The sequence below is a fragment of the Aquimarina penaris genome, from assembly GCF_040786285.1.
Lineage (GTDB): Bacteria > Bacteroidota > Bacteroidia > Flavobacteriales > Flavobacteriaceae > Aquimarina.
Genome location: NZ_JBFMKQ010000001.1, coordinates 1,652,720 through 1,674,160 on the forward strand (window position 1 = coordinate 1,652,720; position 21,441 = coordinate 1,674,160).

At 34.9% G+C, this 21,441-nt stretch carries 16 protein-coding genes; 8 read left to right on the forward strand and 8 right to left on the reverse strand.

The features are described 5' to 3' along the window. Positions 1-128 precede the first annotated feature (128 nt). The 5 genes from ABW637_RS06900 to ABW637_RS06920 are packed head-to-tail and all read left to right on the forward strand — an operon-like array spanning position 129 to position 8,876. Complete coding sequence (locus ABW637_RS06900; RefSeq protein WP_367583912.1) at positions 129-3,602, forward strand: 1,3-beta-D-glucan phosphorylase, GH149 family; 3,474 nt, start codon at positions 129-131, stop codon at positions 3,600-3,602. Positions 3,603-3,608: 6 nt separating this feature from the next. After that, positions 3,609-4,895 carry a glycosyl hydrolase family 17 protein gene (locus tag ABW637_RS06905; protein ID WP_367583913.1) on the forward strand — a complete coding sequence of 429 codons (1,287 nt, stop codon included), beginning with the start codon at positions 3,609-3,611 and terminating at the stop codon, positions 4,893-4,895. Positions 4,896-4,954: 59 nt separating this feature from the next. Continuing rightward, positions 4,955-6,394, forward strand: coding sequence for a glycoside hydrolase family 30 protein (locus ABW637_RS06910; RefSeq protein ID WP_445012720.1), 1,440 nt, complete (start codon positions 4,955-4,957; stop codon positions 6,392-6,394). A 10-nt stretch (positions 6,395-6,404) separates the two neighbouring features. Continuing rightward, positions 6,405-7,970 (forward strand): MFS transporter, encoded by a 1,566-nt coding sequence (locus ABW637_RS06915; RefSeq protein ID WP_367583915.1) that lies wholly within the window; start codon positions 6,405-6,407, stop codon positions 7,968-7,970. A 21-nt stretch (positions 7,971-7,991) separates the two neighbouring features. Further along, positions 7,992-8,876, forward strand: coding sequence for a glycoside hydrolase family 17 protein (locus ABW637_RS06920; protein ID WP_367583916.1), 885 nt, complete (start codon positions 7,992-7,994; stop codon positions 8,874-8,876). Positions 8,877-8,936: 60 nt separating this feature from the next. On the opposite strand, the gene ABW637_RS06925 is transcribed toward ABW637_RS06920, so the two are convergent. The 8 genes from ABW637_RS06925 to ABW637_RS06960 all read right to left on the reverse strand — a co-directional run bounded on the left by ABW637_RS06925 (position 8,937) and on the right by ABW637_RS06960 (position 18,765). Beyond that, positions 8,937-12,086: a cytochrome c biogenesis protein gene (locus ABW637_RS06925; RefSeq protein WP_367583917.1), complete on the reverse strand. Its 3,150-nt coding sequence runs from the start codon at positions 12,084-12,086 to the stop codon at positions 8,937-8,939. 80 nt (positions 12,087-12,166) lie between these two features. After that, a complete protein-coding gene (gene nrfA / locus ABW637_RS06930; RefSeq protein ID WP_367583918.1) occupies positions 12,167-13,666 on the reverse strand; it encodes an ammonia-forming cytochrome c nitrite reductase in 1,500 nt (499 codons plus the stop codon). A 12-nt stretch (positions 13,667-13,678) separates the two neighbouring features. Further along, positions 13,679-14,278, reverse strand: a complete 600-nt coding sequence (gene nrfH / locus ABW637_RS06935) for a cytochrome c nitrite reductase small subunit (protein WP_367583919.1) — start codon at positions 14,276-14,278, stop codon at positions 13,679-13,681. 112 nt (positions 14,279-14,390) lie between these two features. Continuing rightward, positions 14,391-15,221, reverse strand: a complete 831-nt coding sequence (locus tag ABW637_RS06940) for an MBL fold metallo-hydrolase (RefSeq protein WP_367583920.1) — start codon at positions 15,219-15,221, stop codon at positions 14,391-14,393. Positions 15,222-15,259: 38 nt separating this feature from the next. Then, entirely contained in the window at positions 15,260-15,670 is a 411-nt protein-coding gene (locus tag ABW637_RS06945; protein ID WP_367583921.1) for a TerB family tellurite resistance protein, read from the reverse strand. Between the two features lie 239 nt (positions 15,671-15,909). Then, positions 15,910-17,028, reverse strand: a complete 1,119-nt coding sequence (locus ABW637_RS06950) for a BamA/TamA family outer membrane protein (protein ID WP_367583922.1) — start codon at positions 17,026-17,028, stop codon at positions 15,910-15,912. Then, the gene (locus ABW637_RS06955) at positions 17,028-17,690 is read right to left on the reverse strand and encodes a hypothetical protein (RefSeq protein WP_367583923.1); all 663 of its coding nucleotides are present in this window, start codon (positions 17,688-17,690) and stop codon (positions 17,028-17,030) included. Before ABW637_RS06955 ends, ABW637_RS06950 begins: the two co-directional genes overlap by 1 nt. Before the next feature lie 64 nt (positions 17,691-17,754). Then, on the reverse strand, positions 17,755-18,765 hold the full coding sequence (locus ABW637_RS06960) for a S1C family serine protease (protein WP_367583925.1): 1,011 nt from the start codon (positions 18,763-18,765) through the stop codon (positions 17,755-17,757). 438 nt (positions 18,766-19,203) lie between these two features. Between ABW637_RS06960 and ABW637_RS06965 the strand changes: the two genes are divergently transcribed. The 3 genes from ABW637_RS06965 to ABW637_RS06975 all read left to right on the forward strand — a co-directional run bounded on the left by ABW637_RS06965 (position 19,204) and on the right by ABW637_RS06975 (position 21,417). Then, positions 19,204-20,109: a helix-turn-helix domain-containing protein gene (locus ABW637_RS06965; protein WP_367583926.1), complete on the forward strand. Its 906-nt coding sequence runs from the start codon at positions 19,204-19,206 to the stop codon at positions 20,107-20,109. A 228-nt stretch (positions 20,110-20,337) separates the two neighbouring features. Further along, positions 20,338-20,670, forward strand: coding sequence for a DUF2147 domain-containing protein (locus tag ABW637_RS06970; protein ID WP_367583927.1), 333 nt, complete (start codon positions 20,338-20,340; stop codon positions 20,668-20,670). Positions 20,671-20,703: 33 nt separating this feature from the next. Next, positions 20,704-21,417, forward strand: a complete 714-nt coding sequence (locus ABW637_RS06975; RefSeq protein WP_367583928.1) for an outer membrane beta-barrel protein — start codon at positions 20,704-20,706, stop codon at positions 21,415-21,417. Positions 21,418-21,441: the final 24 nt, after the last annotated feature.

The following is a 21,441-nucleotide window of genomic DNA, read 5'->3' on the forward strand; positions in this document are numbered from 1 at the left end:
ATTAAAATAGATACTATCACTCAAGAATAATAATAGTAATCTTCAATTGAAATAGGTTAGTACTAAAGCAATTTTTTGCTAACCTAATTTTTAAATTTTTTTAATAATCAATTAACCAAAAACACTTAATGTTGGATAAGGATATTTATATAGGTAACTCAAAAATAAGTAACGTCCAAAAGGAAATTACAGGAGAGCTGGTCTGGTTCGAAGACGAAAACTATTACAAGATTTCGAACTATGACGTTATGCGTCCCTTTTTTATGAGTATCGTTAGTGATTCTAATCATTGGATGTTCGTATCTAGTAATGGAGGATTATCTGCAGGTAGAAAAGACTCAAATAATGCATTGTTTCCTTATTATACAGATGATAAGATTACCGAATCGTATGACAGCACAGGTAGTAAATCCATTTTTAGAATAAAAAAAGAAGGTAGACTATTAATATGGGAACCCTTTTCTGAACGGTATTCAGGGACATACCACTATACCAGAAATATTTATAAAAATGCTTATGGCAATAAGATTTTATTTGAAGAAATGCATCATGATTTAGGTTTGACCTATACGTATATGTGGAACTCTAGTAATGAGTATGGTTTTGTAAAAAAAAGTACCTTAAAAAATAATTCCAAAGAATCTGTACATATTGAAATATTAGATGGTTTACAAAACATTATACCCTATGGAGTCAATACGGATTTACAAGCAATACGGAGTAACTTGGTAGACGCTTATAAAAGAAGTGAGCTTATACACGATAGCGGAATAGGCATTTATGCGCTTAGTGCAATTATTGTAGACCGTGCAGAACCCAGTGAAGCATTAAAAGCAAATATAGTTTGGTCTAGAGGACTAGAACATCCAAAGTATATCTTGTCGTCCTTGCAACTAGATGCTTTCCGAAAAGGTCTTTCAATTCAGCAAGAAGAAGATATAAAAGCAGAGAAAGGGGCATATTTTTTAAATGATATTATCACTTTACCAGCAGAAGAAAGTAAAGACTGGATGATGGTTGCTAATGTTAATCAAGGACCTTCTGAGGTAGTAGAAATTTCAGAAATAATCAAAAATGACAACAACTTAATCGAAAAGGTTAATGATGATATAGAACTAGGAACACAACGTTTGATAAACTTAGTATCTGCATCAGACGGATTTCAGTTAACGGCCGATAAAAGAAGAAATGCAAGGCACTATTCAAACACTTTGTTTAACATTATGCGGGGTGGTATTTTTGACGCTAATTACACAATAGAAAAATGGGATTTTACGAACTACTTAGCATCAGCTAATAAAAACGTATATCGTAAGAATGAAGCATTATTAGAGAATTTCCCGGATACTTTTACGCTTTTCGATCTTAGAGAAATAGCACATCAAAATGAAGATAAAAATTTTACGAGACTGGCTTTAGAGTACATGCCACTTAAGTTTAGTAGGCGTCATGGTGACCCTAGTCGTCCATGGAATAAATTTTCAATAAATACTAGGGATGAGGTAAGTGGTTCTAAAATATTAGATTACGAAGGTAACTGGAGGGATATTTTTCAGAATTGGGAAGCTTTAGCGCATTCATACCCAGAGTTTGTAGAAAGTATGATCCACAAATTCTTAAACGCTAGTACTTTTGATGGGTATAATCCGTATAGAATTACAAAAGGAGGTATAGATTGGGAAGTTATAGAGGAACATGATCCATGGTCTTATATTGGGTATTGGGGTGATCATCAAATTATTTACTTATTAAAGTTTTTAGAATTTTTCCAAGATCATTACCCTAGTAAACTGCAGAGTTTTCTTAATGAAGATATGTTTGTGTATGCGAATGTACCTTATAAAATTAAGCCTTACGAAGATCTTTTAAAGAACCCCAAAGATACCATAGAGTTTGATTATGATCTTGATAAAAAGATACAACAAAAACGTGCTGAATTTGGAGCTGATGGAGTATTGTTAAGAGATGAAAGCCATGTTATTCATAAGGTGAATTTCATTGAAAAGATATTAGCTACGACCTTAGCAAAGTTATCTAATTTTATCCCTGAAGCAGGTATTTGGTTAAATACACAACGACCAGAATGGAACGATGCCAATAATGCTTTGGTAGGCAATGGGGTTTCAATGGTAACGCTTTATTACCTAAGACGTTTCTTCAAGTTTTTTAAAATCATTTTTGAAAGCACAGAAGACAAAAATATAGAGATTTCTAAAGAACTCTTAGAGTTTTATAATAACGTAAATAACACGTTCAAAACCAATGAAGGGCTTTTATCCAAGAGCTTATCAAATAAAGAAAGAAAGGAAATTCTTGACGGTTTAGGAATGGCTGGAAGTAAGTATAGAACTAAAATTTATGACCATGCATTATCGGGTAAGAAAGAAACGCTTGCACTAAGTGACTTAAAAGCATTTATTGATTTGACATTGAAATATTTAAATCATTCAATAAAAGCGAATAAGCGAGATGACAATATGTACCACGCATATAATCTAATGACGGTGGATAATGAAAACGAAATTTCTATTACCTATTTAGATGAAATGCTCGAAGGCCAGGTAGCTGTGTTAAGTTCTGGGTATTTATCATCAAAAGAAAGTTTGAGCCTTTTAGATGCCATGAAGAATAGTGCGTTATTTAGGCCAGATCAATACAGTTATTTACTGTATCCAAATAAAGAATTACCAAAATTTACAGAAAAGAATAGTATCCCTAAAGAGTATGTAGAAAACTCAAGATTACTAACGCAATTACTTGCAGATAACAATACACAAATCATTGAAAAAGATGTAAAAGGAAATTACCATTTTAATGGAAGTTTTAATAATGCAGAGAATCTAAAACAAGAATTAGAAAACCTATCAGCTAAAGGATATCATATTTTAGTTGAAAAATATAGAGGTTTAGTAGTAGAGACTTTCGAAAAAGTATTTAATCACAAAGCCTTTACGGGGCGTTCTGGAACATTTTATGGTTATGAAGGATTAGGTTCTATTTACTGGCATATGGTTTCAAAATTATTACTGGCAGTAGAAGAATGTTGTTTAAAAGCTATAGATCATAAAGAATCAGATGAAGTAGTAGGAAGACTACTAGAACATTATTATGAAATTAATGAAGGTATTGGTGTTCATAAATCGCCAGAATTGTATGGCGCTTTTCCAACAGATCCTTATTCACATACACCAGCTGGTAAAGGAGCGCAACAACCAGGAATGACCGGGCAAGTAAAAGAAGACATCTTAAGTCGTATAGGAGAATTGGGCGTGACAGTTAAAAATGGCGAGTTGCAGTTTTATCCATGTCTGTTAAGAATAGGAGAGTTCTTGAAAGACCCAAAAATGTTCCATTACGTAGATCTACATCAAAATAAAAAACAAGTGCAACTCTATAGATACGAGTTGGCTTTTACCTATTGCCAAGTACCTGTTGTGTATACATTATCGGGAGAAAACAGTCTAGAAATAACCTACCAAGACGGCTCGATAACTTCGCACTCTGGTTTAAATTTAGACACCTCTATAAGTCAAAAATTATTTGAAAGAACTGGCGAAATAGAAAGTATAAAAGTAAACATCGAGAAAACCATTTTAAAATAAAAAGAAATGACACTAAGACACAACATAGTACTATCATTATTATTTACCGTACTTATGCTGTCTTGCAATCAAGAACAAAAAACTAAACAATCTATGCGCCCCCAAAACAGTATTACCGCAAAAGACATTTTAGGCAACCCAAATTATCTTGCGATATCCTATGGAGGTTATCGTAAATCATCTAGAGAGTTTCAACCTACTATTGCACAGCTAAAAGAAGATATGAAAATTCTTCAGGCTATGAATATTAAAGTCTTAAGAACCTATAATGTTCAATTAGCGCAAGCTTCTAATGTGTTAAAAGCCATACATCAGCTCAAGAAAGAAGATGAAACTTTCGAAATGTATGTAATGCTTGGTGCTTGGATTGATTGTAAGAATGCTTGGACTGATAAAGAACCAGATCATACTGTAGAAAGCACACAAAATGAAGGTGAGATCAATAGAGCTATAGCATTGGCCAATCAATATCCAGATATTGTAAAAGTAATTGCTGTGGGTAATGAAGCCATGATTAGATGGGCAACCAGCTATTATGTGCAACCCAATGTGATATTAAAATGGGTTAATTATTTACAGAACTTAAAGAAAGAAGGTAAACTTTCTAAAGATCTATGGATTACTTCATCCGATGATTTTGCGTCTTGGGGAGGAGGGGAAGAAAGCTATCATGGTAAAGATTTAGAAGACCTGATCAAAGTCGTGGATTATGTGTCCATGCATACCTACCCATACCATAATACGCATTATAACCCTGAGTTTTGGGGAATAGATAGTGATGAAGAAAATCTCTCTTCAGAAGAAAAAGTTGAAGCCGCTATGCAAAGAGCCTTAAAGTTTGCTCAAAAGCAATACAAAGCAGTGTCTAATTATGTTGAGAGTTTAGGTGTAAAAAAGCCTATTCATATAGGGGAGACAGGCTGGGCTACAGTGTCTAATGGGCATTATGGACCGAATGGCTCTAAAGCTACAGATGAGTTTAAAGAAGCATTGTATTACCAATACATGAGAGAATGGACCAATAAAGAAGGGATATCATGCTTTTATTTTGAAGCCTTCGACGAACCCTGGAAAGACGCCCACAATCATAAAGGTTCAGAAAATCATTTTGGATTAATCACGGTTGATGGTAAAGCAAAATATGCGCTTTGGGATATGGTAGATAAGGGTACGTTTAAAGGGTTAACTAGGGGAGGTAACCCAATGACCAAAACATATAATGGTGATAAAAGCGAGATGATGAAGAATGTAGAACTACCTCCTGTTAAAAAAGTAACGGTCGTTGACTTTTAAAAAAGATGAGAAAAAAGATGAGAAAAAAGACATACATAATACTACTAATTGTTTTTACCATGAGTGCATGTGCTAATAAACAAAGTCTTGAAGTAGAAGTTTATGAAACTTCTGCAAGCGGTAATAAGTTGACGAAAATTACAGAGTTTCCAACTTCGGAGGTAAAAGCTGGTATTACCTTAAATCCCGAAAAAACCTATCAAACCATTACAGGTTTTGGAGGTGCTTTTACAGAGTCTTCAGCATATGTATTGAATAAGTTAAGTACAAAAAATCGGGATAAAATCATTAAAGGGTATTTCGGAAGAGAGGGAGCCAATTATTCACTAACAAGAACACATATGAATTCTTGTGATTTCTCATTAAGTCAATATTCCTATACACCTAATGAGGATAAAGAACTTAAAGATTTTTCGGTAAAAGAGGATATAGATGATTTAATCCCGATGATCAAAGAAGCGATGGCAACTTCAGAAGATGGTTTTAAAATTTTTGCATCCCCATGGACGGCGCCACCCTGGATGAAGGATAACAAGCATTGGGTAGGCGGAAAACTACTGCCAGAATACTACGATACATGGGCATTATTCTTTTCTAAGTATGTAGAGGCCTACAAAGAACAAGGAATCGATATCTGGGGGTTTACCGTCGAAAATGAACCACATGGCAATGGCGATAACTGGGAAAGTATGCATTTTACACCAGAAGAAATGACAGATTTTGTACAAAATCATTTAGGTCCAAAATTAGAAGAAGACGGTAATGGAGATATTAAAATTCTGGGATATGATCAAAATAGGGAAGGTATAAAAGAGTGGGTAGATGTAATGTACAAGGATGAAGCTTCTTCTAAATACTATGATGGTACTGCTATTCATTGGTACGAGAGCACCTACGAGGTATTTCCTGAAGCATTGCAATATGCCCATACAAAAGCACCAGATAAATACTTGATCCAAACTGAAGCCTGTGTTGATGCCGAAGTTCCAAAATGGAAAGATGATGCTTGGTATTGGTCTAAAGAAGCAACCGACTGGGGTTGGGATTGGGCCCCAGAACACCAGAAGCATTTGCACCCTAAATACGTACCTGTATATCGCTATGCCAGAGATATCATAGGGTGTTTGAATAATTGGGTAGATGGATGGGTAGATTGGAACATGGTATTAGATAAGCAAGGTGGTCCAAACTGGTTTAAAAATTGGTGTGTGGCACCGGTGATTGTTGATCCAGATAATGATGAGGTATACTTTACACCTTTGTACTATACCATGGCACATTTTAGTAAATATATTCGACCCGAAGCGAAAGTGATTGATGTCGAGATTTCAGATGAAAAAGTAATGGTTACTGCTGCTAAAAACCCAGATGGTTCTATTGCAGTGGTTGTTTTTAACCCGACAGAAGATGCAAAACAGTTTTCATTGACCCTAGGTGAAAAATCAAAGGATATTTCTATTAATGCACAGGCTATTCAAACAATAGTCATCGCTAACTAAAATTAAAACTATGTCAACTATTAAAACTGCCACAAAAGATAAAGTCCCGGTGGGTCAAAAAGCCGCCTTTGGTGCAGGCCATTTTATATTAAATATATTGCCTGGAACACTTGGGGTTTTTATCCAATTTTTCTTATTAACAGCATGGGGAGTTGATCCTTTATGGGCAGGGCTTTTAGGTGGTTTACCAAGAATATTTGACTCGATAACAGACCCAATAATGGGTTTCATTTCAGACAATACAAAATCCAGGTGGGGACGTAGAAGACCCTATATTTTTGTTGGTGCAATCATAAGCGGAATACTTTTCTTTTTAATGTGGCAAATTGATGATAATGCTTCTCAATCCTATATTATTTGGCATGTCATGGTACTTCAATTACTATTTCTTATTGGTAATACCATGTTTGCCACTCCATTGGTCGGACTCGGCTACGAAATGACATCAGACTATAACGAAAGAACACGTTTAATGGCATTTTCTAACACAATGGGACAAATTGCCTGGATGATTGTACCATGGTTGTATGTTATTATTCCAGATACAAACACTTTTAATACGCAAACAGAAGGAGTGCGCACTATGGCACTTATTGTAGGTGCCATGTGTATAGTTTTCGGAATTTTACCTGCATTATTTTGTAAAGGTATTGATTCTTCACATATGGAAAATCGAAAAGAGATTAATTTCAAAACGCTTGCTGCTAACATGAAAGACTTATTCGCAGGAATTATTCAAGTTTCTAAAAATAAACCTTTTATGAAATTATGTGGTGCAACGTTCTTGGTTTTTAATGGATTTCAACTTGTCGCTGCCTTTGGGGTTTTTATTATTGTATTTTATATGTACAACGGCAGTTATGAGTTAGCCGGTACATGGCCGGCATGGTTTAATACGATTAATGCCATAATTACTGCATTTATTGTCATACCCATTATTTCAAGAATGGCGAATAAATGGGGAAAGAAAAAAGCTTTTATAATTTCAACCGTTTTATCAATAGTAGGCTATCTTTTAAAATGGTGGGGTTTTGATAAGGAACTTAATAGTCAATTTAATCAAACGGGATTAGGGACATCATTAAACTCTGGAATAGGCTCCATATTTGAATTTTTAAACCCAATACTAGATAAGATAGGAATGTCCTGGTTTAGTATAGATCCAGGTAGCGAAGTACCCTGGCTTATATTTTTACCAATTCCATTGTTTGCTTTTGGAATGGGAGGGTTATTTACATTAATGATGTCCATGACTGCAGATGTATGTGACTTAGATGAATTAGAAAATGGAATGCCTCGTAAAGAGGGAACCTTTGGGGCCATTTATTGGTTGATGGTGAAAATAGGTCAGTCTATTGCATTAGTTTTAGGTGGATTAATTTTGAGTATTGTTGGATTTGATCCTAATGTTACCGAGCAATCTTTAGAAACTATGAATGGCCTTAGGGTGGCCGACATAGTAGTCCCATCGGTAACTGCAGCATTAGCAATATGGGTAATGTGGAAATATAGCCTTACTGAAAAGAGGGCTAGAGAAATAAAAACCACATTGGTAGAACGAAGAGGAGAGCTTTAATAATATTAATTAATACATCTTATGTCTATTAGAAAAGAAAAGTTTTTGACCCTGGCCACTCTAGAGTACGCTAACAAAACTACAGAAGATTTAAAGCAAATGTATAGACAGGTTTTAGACAATGGTATGCATGGTCTATGTTTTAGTCCATATATAGAAGGTCAACAACCTGGAGATCAGATTACCGAAGATCAAATACATCGAAGGTTAGAAATTATTAAACCATATACCAAATGGATACGATCGTTTTCATGTACTGATGGAAATGAAGCCATTCCAAAAATTGCAAAAGAGTATGGCATCAAAACTTTAGTGGGGGCCTGGTTAGGTGATAATGCCGAAATTAATAGTAAAGAAGTGAAAAATCTTATTGAATTGTGTAATAAGGGTTATGTGGATATCGCGGCAGTTGGTAATGAGGTAATGTATAGAGGTGATTTGACAGAAGCTGAATTATTGAGTAATATACATTTGGTAAAAGAGGCGGTCACCGATATTCCTGTAGGATACGTTGATGCATATTACGAGTTTGTTGATCACCCCAGGATTACTGAAGCATGCGATATTATTTTGGCAAACTGTTATCCCTTTTGGGAAGGCTGCGATCTGGATTATTCGTTGTTATACATGAAAGATATGTATCATAGAGCACTTCGCGCCGGAAATGGTAAAAAGGTTATCATTTCTGAAACAGGCTGGCCAAGTAATGGGACAAACCTTGAAGGGGCGTTTCCATCCTATGAAAATGCCATGAAATATTTTATCAATACACAAAAATGGTCTGAAGAAGATAATATCGAAGTATTCTTTTTTTCGTCTTTTGATGAATCTTGGAAGGTCGGAGCAGAAGGTGATGTTGGTGCATATTGGGGTATTTGGGATAAGCTTGAACAATTAAAATATTAATTAGATAGACTAAAAATAATATAAGGAGTAAAATGTTTTTATATTCAGATATTCGGACTCTTAAGAAGAAACATGACGACTATCAAAATTTTTATTACGAATGTAAGCAGTTATTGCTATAAGTACCATACATAAAGCTAATACATATACAAATTTAGGAATAGGAATAGGATCTCCTGCTGCATAACTATGAAGACCAGATAAATAATAATTAACTCCAAAAGAAGTCATGATAATTGACCAAAATGCAAATGTACTGGCTACATTGAGTGCGTAACGATTTTGTAATCCAGGAATAAATCGTAAATGTAATACTACAGCATATACGATGATGCTTATCAAAGCCCATGTTTCTTTAGGATCCCATGCCCAATAGCGCCCCCAGGATTCATTGGCCCAAACACCACCTAAAAATGTTCCTACGGCCAATACGAACAATCCAATGGTCATAGAGATTTCATTAATATAAGTAAGTTCTTTAATACGAATATCGATAGGTCCTTTTGTTCTATCTGTTTTGATTACCATAAGAATAAGTGCCATCAAACCCAAAATAGCAGATAAAGCCAATGGTGCATAACTGCTAATAATAGTTGCTACGTGTACTTTTAACCAAAAGGAAGATTTAAGGACGGGCATAAGGTTAGTGATCTCTGGGTTTAGCCAGTCGAGATAGCTTACAAATAATAATGCGCCAGAAAATAAAGTAGCTAATGGTAATGCAAAGTCTGATTTTCTAAAAGTCATCAATCCGCAAAGCATTAATACCCATGCTACAAAAACCAACATCTCATACCCATTGCTCCAGGGTGCATGTTGAGCCACATACCATCGTAGCAATATGTTTCCTGTGAATAATAAAAAGCTTATTAATGAAAGGATAATTACTATGTTCCATAGCAGTTCAATGGATTTTTTTTGAACAAAAATTTTAGTGATTGCAAATACTAATAACATGAATCCCAAAGTGAAAAATACCTGGAAAAGCCAAAAATTGAGATTCAATTCGTTATACCATAATTCTGCAGCTACTCTTTTGTCATTCGGGATAATGTCTTTACCCAAAACGTCTTGATAGGTTTTTATATACGAAAGCTTATCTGTAGCTGCTCCCCATTTCTTTGATACTATATCCTGAAAATAGGAAGGAACAATGGTTTGTACAAACTTGCCGTCTTCAGCAGGGAAATCTCTAAAATGATGCGCATAACTATGCCAGGTATTATTATCATCATTACTGTTAGGAAAGATCTTTAAATAATTTCCGATTAAGACATTATATAAAATATTGAAACGCTCATCTACTTTAATGATTTCCTTATCAAACTCATTACGCTCTGCTGGTTTTTTAAGGTTAGCTTTTTCTATGGCGTCAGACAATATATATGCTCCTTTATCGTCTAATAGCGCATTAAAAGGGATTAACCCCTCTTTGTTTGGTGTCAAAGGTTTGAACAGAACACCTCCTTTTTTTTGATCAATCTTAATTAATGGAATTTGCTTCCAGGCATTTGGATCTACATGCATTGCCAAAAATGCCTGATTGGCATCCATGCGCACATTTGTTTCACCAGCAGCGTATTTAAAATAAGGTTTTCTAGATATTTTTCTTAAAAATTCTGAAGCCAAAGTATTAATGGGTTTAATACGCCCATCCAGATCCTGAACCATTAATCGACCAAAGAGTTCAGCATGATATAGATCGATCTGTTGGTTTTCTACAAGTTGTTTCTCTAAATTTGGATCGGTTGTATTTGCGTTGGCAAAGCCAGTAATAAAAAAGAAAAGAAGCAAGTTTACAACTTGATTTTGTTTTAATTTTTTTAGCTTTTGATTAATTGCCCTAAATCTTGAGGTTTTACCAAATAGGGTAAAAAACATACCTAACCCCATACATAAATAGCCCAAATAGGTAACCCAGGTGCCTAATCTATCGTGATTTACAGCAAGTACGGTTCCCAATTCATCGGTATCATAGCTTGCCTGAAAAAATCGATAGCCTTGATAATCCAGTACATGGTTCATAAATATTCGAAATGGTGTCTTCTCGTTATTGTCGATAATAGTTACCTCACTTGCATATGCCGAAGGACTTGTAGAACCGGGATATCGTTCTAATTGAAAATCATTAAGGTGTATTAAAAAAGGAACTTCTTGTGCTTGTGCACCATAAGAAAGCTGTATGGTTAATCCATTTAGCACAAGTTCATGAGTTGTAGGTAAAAAACCTTCTCGATATAACAATGATGACTTTTCTTTTTGATTGGCTACCTCGACATTAACAATGAGTGCATCATCTTTGGCTCTATCATTATCCTTTGGTTTTTCGGATTCACTTACTAGTTCTATCGTTGCACTAGGATGAAAAGACAGCGGTACAAAAGAAGCATCACCATCACGATATAAAGTACGTAAAGTTAATCGCTGAAGACTATCTTTTTTAATTTTCCCAGCAGTTTGAGAAGCCATCATAAAGAAATCCAGATCTCGTGGGGATACTACACTAAAATCACCATCTTTTTCTATGATATTAATGATTCCCTCTTCTTTGGCATTATATCCAACTTTATGATGGTGTTTTCCAATACTCTCTACTTCGCCTTCTTCCAAAAATACCGTTTGTCTTCCGTTTCCAGACGACACCACTAATTGCAAGAGTGCTTTTCCACCTTCAACATCATCTACTATTTCTGGCACAGCATCTGCAACAAATTTGCTATGAGAAATGCGTATAGGTATCGTATTAAAATCTGTTTCTATCGTAAAATCATTATCACTGATAGGAGAGAAGTTCAATTGTTTTCGAATTACTTTTGTCTTGCTTCCATCAGAAATGTGCGCTTGCAGATAATTACTATCCGAAATGATAATGTTTGAAGCACTACCTTCCCTAATACGCATAATACCACTATAAGAAGAATGTCGTGTTATTCCGGCACCTAATAAAATAACGATGAATGCAACATGAAACAAAAGGATTGGCCATTTCTCTTTTCGCCATAGTTTGTATTTATAGATGTTAGTGCCAAAACAAATGCCGAGTCCTATCATAACCAGTTCAAACCACCAGGCATCGTAGATGATTTTCCATGCGGTAGCGGTACCAAAATCATTTTCTACAAAAGTAGCCGTAGCCATGGCGATTGCAAAAAGCAGTAATAATAGAACAGCCAATATAGGGGAGGAAAAAAAACGATATAATTTATGCATTATGGATTGTTTAAGAAAAGAAAGATAACCTCATTAGGTGTACAACTGAGGATATCTTGTTAATAAAAGTGTATATTGTTTTATTCTTCTTGCATTGAAACTGTTTTCACATCTAGTTTTGCTTCTCTGGCTTTAGCTTCTTCTAACCACTTTGGCAATAGTGTTTTTTTGAATTCTTGTTTTTCTGCTTCTAACTTTTCTATATCGAGTCCAATATAGGCTTGAGCTTTTTCCTTAGAAGAGATATCTGGCATTTCTACAGGTTCATTATGCCCTAAATCGGCAAGTAGTCGTGCTAGTTTTACTCTGGCTTCTTGTGCAACATGTAATCCACCACCGATAACTCTAGCAGTTTCTACCGGAGAATGAAAAGAAGCACCATGAGCAGCAGCAGCATAATCCCAACGCCATTGTGCATGACGTATGTCTGTTAAAATAGCATCCATTTGATCTTCGGTAGCCCCAAGATCCCAGGCTTTTTTAGCTTCGATATGGGCTTTGACTAAAAGATCCTCTAATTTTAATCTATTCTCTGTCGATTTTTGTTGACGCTCAAATACATTAGCCATTAATTTACTTCCTTCTTCTCTATGACATACCTGGCAAGCATTCGCTATATTATTTAGTGGAGATTGTATGTGATGATCCGTAAATTTTTGCCCTCCTTCACTTTTATAAGGCATATGGCAATCTGCACAGGATACTCCACGATCAGCATGTACACCTGTTGCATAAGTTTCATAACCGGGATGTTGCGCTTTTAGCATAGGCGTTTTACTAATTTTATGAGTCCAGTCTTTAAACTCTAACTCATCATAGTATTTCTCCATATCTTCTACAGCCATTCCATTTTTCCATGGAAAAACGAGATAGGGAGTCCCTTCTTTCCCTGGTATATTTTTATCAAAATAGTACTCTACATGGCATTGAGCACAGACCAACGAACGCATTTCCTGATGCGTAGCATTATTAATATCCTTACCCATGGCATCAAAAGCCTCTACCAATGCAGGGCGGGTAATACGAAGTTTCATGCTCTTAGGGTCATGACAATCTGCACAACCAATAGAATTTACGATTTCTGGCCCTTTATCAGCCCATTTTCCTTTATAAAATTCTTCAATTCCTATCTCATTCATCAATCGTGGTACATCAGGACTTTTACAGGTCCAACAAGTAGCTGGCATTGGCCCGTCACCTTTTCCTTTTGGTCCTCCTGTTCTTAGTGTATTATGAATGTCTTCGATAGCGTATGAATGGCCACGCCCCTGATTGTAGTCTTTAGAAAAACCGTATCCCGCAAATAGTACAACAAGACGGGGGTCTTCTTCAAGCATATCGCGCATGGCAGAACCACCCTGGTAGCTAGAAAAACTTGTATCAGTCGTTTGTAGAAAGGACTGGTATTCTTTTTGAAAATTTTCGCCCCAAACCGCATTACGAGGTTCATTCTCGCTAATATCTACTTTTGGGACATATTTGTATTTTGCTTCAGACTTTCTATTAATAATACTGGAAGCCAGTAACCCCAATAAAAATACTACGATAATAGTAACAATGAATAATACCTTATTTTTCATAATACTAGATGTTTATTTTTCTTCAATTTCTTTTTGTAACCATTTGGGAATAACAGCCTCTACTTCATCTGTTGGTATAGGTGCTATGTTATATTTTACGGTCGAAATCCCATGGCTGCGCCCATGGGGTATTTCACGATGGCAACTCCAACACTGCCTGTCTGTTCTATCAGAAGCATGCCCATCTACCCAACCTTCATATTTAGTTTGGGTTACTTGTTGCACATGGCAACGAATGCAATTATTCTGAACAACTTCTTGAGAGGCTTCTCGCATAAAAATAACGTCAGGTTCTGCTCTTAAAGTGAATATTGAGGCATGATATAAACCATCCTTGGCTTTAAAATAATATTTATTGAAAACATTATCATGGGGTACATGACAATCATTACAAGATGCCCACTCTCTGTGCGAACTATGCATCCAGCTGTTATATACCGGAGTCATTACGTGGCAGTTAACACATGTTTGTGGATTATCACCCATATACGATACCACTTCTGATTCTTTGGCCATAAATAATCCCAAGCCGATAAGGGCGGCTATGAGGAAAACCGCGGTAGGACGCCATCGGGATTTTTTATCTGGTAATACTTTGTCTTTTATTGCCAAGATTTGTGCGGTGTGAATTAGTTTTTAAATTTAATAAAAAAAAGAATAAAAAGACTGATTTAGCTTTGTTATTCGGGTATGTTTTTATTCTTATCCCTACGATAGAAAAATTTTATATTTCGATCACTTGACCTTCACGTGCTAAATAGCAATTTGGAAATCGTTGTTGGCATTGCCGTTCTACCTTTCTTAAGAAATCATCGTTATGCTCTGGATCATGGTGAGTGAGGTATAGTTGTTTTACATTTGCAGCTTCAGCAACTTCTATAGCTTGTTCCCAACTGCTATGCCCCCAACCTTTATGACTTGGTAGTTCTTCTGGAGTGTATTGAGCATCGTGAATAAGTATATCAGCGTTTCTACAAAAATTGACAACATTTTCATCTAATTCATCACCATGCTCTATATCTGTGCAATAGACAAATACTTTTCCTTCAGCTTCTAAGCGATAACCGTAGGCTCCCCCAGGATGCTTATGTTTGTTAACTGTTATTTGACCTCCATCAAAGATGACTTTATCACCCTTATTCACGGTAAATGTAAAATTTGCCCCCATATCATCTATACCTATAGGAAAATATGTACTCTCCATTTGTTTAGCCAGTATTTCTTTGAAATCATGTATCTCCGGAGCATCATCTCCAATGATAAAAAACTCAATTTCTTTACTACTATCGTAAGCAGGAGCAAAAAATGGAAATCCTTGAATATGATCCCAATGGAAATGTGAAAAGGTGAGAAAAATCTTATTACCAGGTGAAAATTTTTTTGAAATGAGTTCTTTTCCCAGTTTTCTGATACCCGTACCTGAATCAAAAATGAGTACACTTTCTCCTTCTTTTTTACCCGATACAGCAACGCAAGTTGTGTTGCCTCCAAATTCCTGAAAACCAGATTCGCAAACAGGTATAGAACCTCTGGTACCGTAAAATGTTATGATCATACATCTAATTTAGTTAAAGAAGTAGGTATAACAGTAGATTATTTATTAATATTCATGATTTCTACTTTATACGTTTCTTGATCTATCCCTTTCTCAATAACGGCTAACGATTTTCCGACGATGTACTTAACATTCCCCGGAGTAAATCCTATTGCCTTGGCCATTCTTTCTAACCAAAGGATTTGCTGTTCTCCAGAAATGGTTTGATCGTCAGAAATTAATTTTGTTAAAGTATACATGCTTTCTAATCGCTCATTATGAGTAGTGGTAGGTTCTAATGGATAGGTTAGATAGTTTTGCATGATGTGATCGTATTCTTCTACCGAAATCCCTAAAATTTTGGCCAAATGATCCAAAAAAGACTTCTCTTCTTCTGATACTTCGCCATCTCGTAAAGTAATTTTAACAACTGCGCCAAATTGATAATGATAGGTGCTCTCTGATTTCATAATATCGTAGTAAATAATTGTTATACACTAAAATTAGTTAATTTTAATGAGCCGAAGATTATCTTTTTGAGATCATTTTTAAAATTTAAATGCAATGCAACTTAACACCGCAAGTATACTATGGTGTTCCTTTGTACTAAACAAAAAAATGATATTGCCTCTGGTTAAAATGACTTACTATGTTTTTATACAATACAGAGAAAGTATGATACTTTCACGTTAAAAGAGTTTAAAAAATATCAGAAAGCTTCGTTGATTCCAAAATAAAAGCCGCTATTGCCATTTTCTCCAAATCCGGTATCCAAACGCAGCCATGTACTTTTGTTTTTAAGTAACTTAAAACGTATTCCAGCCCCTGCACTAGGCTTCATGTTACTTATACTGAAGAAATTTTCGGGAGTACTTGCTACTTCGCCGACCAATCCAAAGGCAGCCATTGTCCATCGTGGTTTAAAACGCCATCGATACTCAGTTTGTATAATATACATATGGTTGTCTGTAAATCTACCATAGAAATATCCTCTAGCACTATAGCTTCCACCAAATTTAGCCAAACCTTGAAAAGGTGCGTCTCCAAAAGTGTTTTCACTATATACTTGCATTGCCAGAATGCTCGTTTTGGTTAATGGTTCATACGTTCGTAAATCCAAAAAGAATTTATTATAGCCATGGGTAGCTCCCAGAAGTTCGCTTGAAAATTGAGCATTAAGTTTATAATAACGACCAGATAGGGGAGAGCCTACATCATCTCTGGTGTCTAAATTGAAGGTGACGCCTAACCCACTAATAATGGCTCGGTCACTACCTAAAACTGCGGCAGAATCTAGAATTCCTCCTTCTTCAATTTCAGTAACTTCATGGTTTTCGAAGACATACTCAAATCCGAAATTAAGATTTGGAGGTAAACGTCTTAGATACCCCATTTTCAATTTATGCGAAGTCATGTTATACACTTCCTCATTTCTGTCGGGTGTACTATTACCTATACCCCAAAATAAATTAGGGTAGATCTCCCAGGTATAGTCTATATCGATAAAATAATCTCCTTTACCCAAATAGATTTCTGGTTTGACTTCAAATAGAAACTGTTCATTTAGTGTGTAAATTCCGCTAAATAAAATGTTTGATTGACGGTCATTATAGATATTGCTTTTATTTAATAAAAAAAGCTGTCCACCACCACCAAAACCAAATTCAGTTTCTGGCGTATAAAAGGCAATAGGAACTCCTATAAATTGAATATTTTTTGTGCTTGCAATCGTGTCGGTTTTAAATACAGTCTCTTTACTTTGAGACTGAACCCCATTAGAAAATAATAGTACGAGAGCAATTATATATGTTGAAATTTGTTTCTTCATTAGAACTGATCTACTAAAATGTTAAAACCAAACGAAAAAGAAATACTATTCACAAAAATATCTTCTGAGGTAGTCGTATTTATTGGGATTGATTCTTGATCAATATTAATCCATAATAAGTTGGTTTTTAATCCGATATCAAAGGTGACAAGATCAAAGAAAGCATAAGAATACCCGACTCCAAGAAGTGTTCCAAAACCACCGCCTTCGCCTAATTCCTCTACAAAACCATTTGTTTGTTCTATTCGCGTATTATCTCGATAGCGCACATATCCAGGGGATACTTGAAAAAAAAGTGATCCACGCTCTACCTTTGAGAGATAATACGAAACTAAAGGGCCTACAAATAAGTTCTCTGTAGTTCTCTCTACAACTCCTGAGTTATTGCTCCTATTAGCAGCAATTGTGATTCCTAGTAAAAAACGATTTTTTATAAATTTTCCAGTAGTGAAATTAATCCCATATTCATTGGTGGTTGTAGTTTGGTCAGCACTTCTTAATTCAATAGTGCTTGAATTGATCGTACCGGATAAACCCGTAAGCCATTTTCCTTTCCGAAAAGGAGTGACAATAGAATCATTTTCTTTTTCCTGACCATTTACCGTTATGTTAAAAACGAGCAATAAAATGATTAGAATGTTAAAGTATCTGTTCTTATGCATAAGTGTTTTGTGTGTCTGATTCCATTGATCCGGGTAATATGTTAACATTACATTTATAAAAAAATTATCTTTTTAACTTCATAACTTTTCCTCCTCTTAATATTGTAAGTTCAAAAGAGTCCGTAGACTTTAGCTTTTTACCCAACTCACCAAGTTTTACCAAAGAATCATCAGTAAGATCAAATATAACATCATTAAAAGCGAGTATAATATCGCCCCCAATGATTAACTTTTGTCCATCAATTACAACTTCGGTATCACCTCCTAATAATCCCATTTTATGCAATACAGATCCAAAAACTACACGCTGTACCAATAGACCACTATTTTGTGGGACATTGAACAATCGTTTAGTCTTACCTGTAAGGGGGTATGCATCAAAACCTAACCAAGGTGTTCTATTATTTGCGATCAGGTTTTTAGTAATATTTGCGGTTGCGGCGAACCCAATACCTTCAAAACCTCCTGATTTGGTAAGTATCTGACTTACCACACCAATTACTTCGCCTTTCATATTAAACATTGGACCTCCAGAATTACCTGTATTAATGGCGGCATCTGTTTGAATAAACTCAGATTGAGTAAATGGATTAGCACCTAGTTTGTTCTTAATAATTCCGCTTACATACCCTGAAGAAAGTGAATGACTATAGCCAAAGGGAGCACCAACAATGAACACTTGTTCTCCTATTTTTACTTGATCTGAGTCTCCAAAGGTTACCGTTATAGCACCCTTTTTGGGTATATCTAGTTTGATTAAAGCAACATCTGCTGATTTGAAGGTAGAAATCACTTTTGCAGATCGTATTTCTCCGTCAATAAATTTAACTCTTACTATTTCGGCAGCATCAACAACATGTGATGCAGTAATAATTTCAGATTCTGAAACCATAAAACCAGATCCCAATCCTTCAGAAGTAACTGTTTTGGTAACACTACCATTAGATTCTAATTTTGCTTCTTGGGTAAATATAACTACTACAGCGGGGTTTACTTCTTCATAAAGTTTGGATAAGTCTTGCGCCTTACAAAAACTACTTAGCGCTATAAAAATAAGGAAGGGTATATTTTTCATTGTTGAATTTCAAAAGAGTATTATTCTTGTATTATACATGCTTTTATTGCGTAAAAATACTGATTTAACTTTTAGAGCGTGTTAGTATTTAAGGTTTGTCAAAAAATAAGAAATTAAAAACAATATGAATAGTTATGTGAATTTTCAAACTACATTTATCCATGCATAAATCATAATACGTTATTTATATTAGTAAATTGATCTCCAAATATGGATTTAGTAAACACCTTATCAATAATTTCTTATCAATCCTTATTTTTTGCTTTTTTAGTTTTTTTGAAGAAGCAAAAAAATCAACCAGATTGGCTCTTGTTCTGTTTCTTCATTTTGTCATTTGTTCTCATACAAATCAATGTTTATACAAGTTTTAACTACGATATTACCAAGGCAAAATACTTTTTCATATCGATGCCATTTGGGCCATTAATATTTTCACTATTGTATTTATACATCTCTGCCCAAACAAAGAAAATCGAATGGAGTGATGGTATCCATTTTTTACCCTTTATCATCATCATGATCACAGTACTTTCACAATATACACTTTTGGGTGCCCAAGAAAAGGCCGAGGTAATTAATCAAATACAGATTAATGGGTTAACAATCTGGATTAGAATAATTAGATTTTCTATACAATTTTTGATTATTCCTTTCTATATATACCTAACGTGGCGAAAAATAAAGAGACATGAAAAACTACAATTAACGCAACTCTCATATTCTGAAGGGATCAGCATTAATTGGCTAAGGCGCTTGCTATATTCAATATTTATTACTTGGATATGCCTTATAGTATCGTATTTTATCATCATTAGATCAGAATTTTCACATGATCAAATACATATTTATCCTATGTTGCTTTTCTCTTTAGCTATAGTGTATATGGGCATTTATGGGATCAGAAATGATGTTGCTATTACCGAAATTAGCGGAGTTCCTGAAAATAGAAATACGAAACAAGCGAACAAGAAACCAGATATAAACAGGATTTTAGAAGAAAAGGAAATTTCGGAGTGCAAACGAAGACTTTTGGATTGTATGTCTTCAGAGAAACCTTATCTAAATCCCAAACTTTCTCTACGCTCTTTGGCAGATATTTCTGAAATCCCGTATTATTATCTCTCTAAAATATTTAAAGTGGGATTAAATACCACTTTTTATGATTTCGTAAACCAATATCGTGTAGAAGAATTTATTGAGAAAGCAAAACACCCAGGAAACAGTAAATTCACATTACTTACTTTGGCTTTTGAAGCAGGTTTTAATAGCAAATCATCTTTCTACTCTATATTTAAAAAACATATGGGTATTTCTCCATCCGATTATGTAAAAACACATCTTTAATTACTATTAAGTTTTTAGAGATTTCTTATAGAAGTATATGCCAAAATCCTAGTATGATAAAATCATTATAGGTAAAGGAACTTTTTAAAAACATTCAACAAATAGACTGTGTAACATTATGAATATGTCCAGATTGTTTAATCTGGACTTTATTTGCTATTCATTTTTTCGGCATCATTCAATAAAAATATTTCTTAGCGGTCTATAAATCATAAATAACAATCTAGAATGAGAAACATCGCTTTATTAATGTTAGTATTAGTTTGCTCAACTACAATGGCACAAAAATCAACCGATAATTTTGAAGGAAACTGGAAAATGGAAGAAGGTGTCATAGTGCATATCACCAAACAAGGTGATAGCTTCATGGGTATCGTAACCGAAAAAGATAAGGTAATCTTAGAGAACATCACTTTTGATAATAAAAAATGGACAGGTACATTAATAAAACCAAAAGACGGTAAAAAAATGACTTGCGAATTGATTTTAGAGGGCCGAGAACTCAAAATTAAAGTAAGTAAAGGATTTGTTTCAAAAACATTGACCTGGACCAAACAGTAGGAACTAAACAGAAATTAACTAAACACAATCGTCATGTATTTTACTTCAAAAAAATGGGTACTCATCGGATTTTTAACCATAGCAATTTCTGCTTTTTCACAGAATAATAATGATTCTAAATACTACTTGGGAATTTCTGCTGGGTCAAGTTTTCCTCTTGGCGACTTCAAGGATGCCTCAGAAAATAATGAAAATTCCGGCTTTGCAGAGACCGGAACCAAATTTGATATTTATGGAGGTTATCGACTTGAAGAAAAGATAATTTTAACGGGAACTATTCGGCTTCAAAATTATGATATCAATACCGACGACTTGATTAATACTCTTGAAACAAATAATCCGGGTACTGATTTTATGGATAATTCTGATAACTGGAATGTATTTTATGTATTGGTAGGGGTCGCCTACCAAATGAATATTTCAGAAAAATTTGCTGTTCTTCCTCGTCTCGGTATTGGCCCTATGATCCTTAACAGTCCAGATGTTTCTGTTACTGCCACTAACGGCACAAGCACACTTAATTATTTTAGGGATGGAGGATCTGCTACAGGTTTTGGTTACGAAGTGGGTATTGGCTTGAAAAGGGATCTAGGAAAGCGATTTGCCTTAATGCCCACTTTTACTTTTACCGGAGGTTTTATTACCCTAGAAAGTGTTACACGAGTTGGAGGAGTTGTCGTTTACTCTCAGTATCAACCCAACATTCTTACATTTAATATGGGGTTGTCCTTAGCATATAAATTTTAATACATCATTCTGTGTGATCTGAAA